Below are 3623 nucleotides of genomic sequence, written 5' to 3'. Positions count from 1 at the left end.
AAATCTTCGTGGATTTCAAATTGATTATACTTTTTATAACCATTTTCATTAGAAATTTCTTGAACAGTTTTAATCATAAGTCATTTGCCTTTTAATTTTTTTGTCATTTTAGCATATACAAATTTACAATAGATTAAGAGGTTTTAATTGAACTTTTTATTTTCTTTTGAAAAACTTATTTATTTATTAATTTTAAATAAAAAGTTATTTTACTCTTTTAAAACGTTATTTTTATGAAACTAATATGAAACTAATTGAATTTTACAAGTTTTTTGTTCATTTTTTTAAGCATAATTTATGGCTAATTGCAGTACTTTATTATTAAATATTTTTTAAGGAGTAATATATGTTCAGAAATGTTTCTACAAAAAAGAAATTATCACTTTTACCTATAAGTTTTATTTTCATTGTAATTATTTCTATTTGTGTATTTAATTATTTTAGTGCAGAATCGAAAAAAAGAGTGCATACAGCTATTCAATCTGATATCTTTATTAAACAAGTTTTAAATGGAAGAATATCAGTTTACCAATTTTTAAGAGCACCATCAGAAGAAAAAGCTGGTAAAGTTGTTACTGATTTTAAAGAACTAGAAAAGTCAGTTCTTGAGTTAAAACCAAAATTAACTGAACAAGAAAGCATAGGTTTAGCAAATGATATTTTAAAACTTTCTGAAACATATATATCAAAATTTAATGAATTTGCTCCATTAAGAATAGCTGATTACAAAAATCATATAGCAGATGAAAATGATAGAATCAAAGCTATTATAAAAGAAATGGTTCAAATAGGTTTAGATCTTGAAGAAGATTTAGAACATATGAATGAAAATGCAGTTGAAATGCAATTAAAAGCTGAAGAATTAATGAATATAGTTCTACTTTCTATTGCTGTTGCTGCAATAATTTTCTTTACATTATTCTCTATGTTATTATCAAAACAACTTATTGGTTCTATTAATAACTTCCAAAAAGGTTTATTAAGTTTCTTTGCTTATGTTAATAAAGAAAATACAACAGTTGAAATGTTAGATGATTCAGCAAATGATGAATTTGGAATGATGGCAAAAACTGTTAATGCAAATATTATTAAAACTAAAAAAACAATTGATTCTGATAATGTATTCTTATCTGAAATAAATGAAGTTGTAACAAAAATCAAAGATGGATTCTTAGATAAAAGACTTACACATGAAGCAGAATCTCAAAACTTAGAGAGTTTAAGAGGTCATATAAATGATATGTTATTAAGTCTTCAATTAAGAGTTTGTACAAATATAAATGATATTACTTATGCGCTTGAAAGATATGCAAAACTAGACTTTACTCATAGAACAATGGGTTGTAATAGTGGTGTAACTGTTGGATTAAACAACTTAGCTGATATTATAAATGAAATGCTAGTTGAAAATAAATCAAATGGTTTAACTCTTGATAATAGTAGTGCTGTATTACTTAAAAATGTAGATACATTAAATAAAAACTCAAATGAAGCAGCAGTAGCTCTTGAAGAAACAGCAGCAGCAATTGAAGAAATTACAAGTAATATTTCAAATAACACTGATAATATTGTAAAAATGTCAAAACTAGCTTCTAGTGTAACAGATTCTGTTTCTAAAGGTGAAGCTTTAGCTAGTCAAACAACTGATGCTATGAATGAAATTGATACAGAAGTAAATGCTATTAATGAAGCAATTACAGTAATTGATCAAATTGCATTCCAAACAAATATTCTTTCACTAAATGCTGCTGTTGAAGCTGCAACTGCTGGTGAAGCAGGTAAAGGATTTGCAGTCGTAGCACAAGAAGTTAGAAATCTTGCAAGTAGATCAGCAGAAGCTGCAAAAGAGATTAAAGACCTAGTAGAAAGTGCTACAAGAAAAGCAGACCAAGGTAAAAAAATATCTGAAGATATGATTTCTGGATATAAAGTATTAAATGAAGATATTCATCAAACAATTGAGCTTATCAAAGATGTAGAGTCTTCTAGTAAAGAGCAACTTACAGGGATTGAGCAAATCAATGATGCTGTAAACTCACTAGATAGACAAACTCAACAAAATGCAATGATTGCTAACCAAACTTATGGTGTTGCTGTTCAAACTGATTCTATTGCTAAATTAGTAGTTGCAAATGCAGATGATAAAGAGTTTATTGGAAAAGATTCAGTAAAAGCAAAAGTAATGAAAAATGAATCAGAACAAGATTCAAGACCTTCAAAAGAGAATAAAATCGAAAAAAGAGTTGAGAGAAAACCTACAAAACCAACAGCTGAAAAACCTAAACAGTTTAAAGCTACAACTGCTAAAAAAGATGATGATGAATGGGAAAGTTTTTAAACTTCCCGTTTATCATTTCACCCCTTTTCTTATTGATTAACACAAACTAAACAAACTTCCAATAAAATAAAATCCACAAAAAGGATATTTATGAATAAAATACTAATAGCAGTAGCACTTGCTTTACTTGTTTTTGTAAACATGGATTTTACAAAAGAAATAAAAGTTCCAAAAAACAAAAATATAGATTATGAAAATACAAATAAAGCCTATTTTGCGGGTGGTTGTTTTTGGGGAGTTGAACATTTTCTTGAAAAACAAAAAGGTGTAATAGATGTAATTAGTGGTTTTATGGGTGGAACAGTTGAAAATCCAGATTATTATGATGTAGTTCGTGGTAAAACTGGCCATGTTGAAACTGTTGAAGTTATATATGACCCAAATGAAGTATCTTATAGAACTCTTGCAAAACTATTCTTTGAAATCCATGACCCAACTCAAAAAGATGGACAAGGTCCAGATATTGGAAGTCAATATTTATCAGTAGTATTTTATGGCGATGAAAAAGAAAAACAAGTAGCAATAGATTTGATAAATATCCTTGGAATAAAAGGTTATGACGTTGCAACAACTCTAAAAGAAAATAGTACTTTTTATCCAGCAAGTGGATATCATCAAAACTATTATGCTAGAAATGGAAAAACTCCATATTGTCATGTTTACAAGAAAATATTTGACTAAAATATATAAACTTCAAATACAAATATTTTTTTGTATTTGAACACGCTTTGCAGTATAATACACAATGAATTCAAATATTAAAAAACTTACAATTTTCACCCTACTTTTACTATCAATGACAACAAGTATGTCAAATGTAGCAATTGTTACAGCATTACCACATCTTAAAGAATATTTTACCAATGTAGAAAACATAGAGTTCTATTCACGTTTAATGCTTACTTTGCCTTCACTTGTAATTGCTTTATTAGCACCAATTTTAGGGCATATCATATTTAAATTTGGTAAAAAACGGTCAGCTATTATTGCTCTTGTTATTTTCTCAATTTCTGGAAGTTCTGGGCTTTATTTAGATAGTTTAGAAATGCTTCTAGCTTCAAGAGCTGTATTTGGTGTAAGTATTGCAACACTTATGATTGTATCAACTTCACTTGTTGGAGACTATTTTAAAGCTCAAAGTAGGCATAAATTTATGGGCTATCAAAGTTCGTTTATGGCTATTGGAGGAGTTATTTTTGTAACAGGTGGTGGTTTTTTATCTGATATTTCATGGAGATACTCTTTTGGAATTTATCTTATAGGATTTTTACTTCTACCCTTAGTT

Annotated in this window: 3 protein-coding genes; all 3 read left to right on the top strand. The window is 27.8% G+C overall.

Features of this window, described 5'->3' with window-relative positions; genetic code table 11:
- The first annotated feature begins 346 nt into the window (after positions 1-346).
- Positions 347-2338, top strand: a complete 1992-nt coding sequence (locus tag ACERKK_RS12230; RefSeq protein WP_373773356.1) for a methyl-accepting chemotaxis protein — start codon at positions 347-349, stop codon at positions 2336-2338.
- A gap of 90 nt (positions 2339-2428) precedes the next feature.
- Positions 2429-3019 (top strand): peptide-methionine (S)-S-oxide reductase MsrA, encoded by a 591-nt coding sequence (msrA, locus tag ACERKK_RS12225; RefSeq protein ID WP_373773355.1) that lies wholly within the window; start codon positions 2429-2431, stop codon positions 3017-3019.
- A 64-nt stretch (positions 3020-3083) separates the two neighbouring features.
- Positions 3084-3623 (top strand): MFS transporter (locus ACERKK_RS12220; RefSeq protein WP_373773354.1); only part of this gene is annotated, 540 nt, incomplete at its 3' end.

It is taken from the genome of Poseidonibacter sp. (assembly GCF_041821165.1).
Classification (GTDB): Bacteria; Campylobacterota; Campylobacteria; order Campylobacterales; family Arcobacteraceae; genus Poseidonibacter.
The sequence above is the reverse complement of the archived record's forward strand: the minus strand, read 5'-3'. Positions and strand labels throughout refer to the sequence as shown.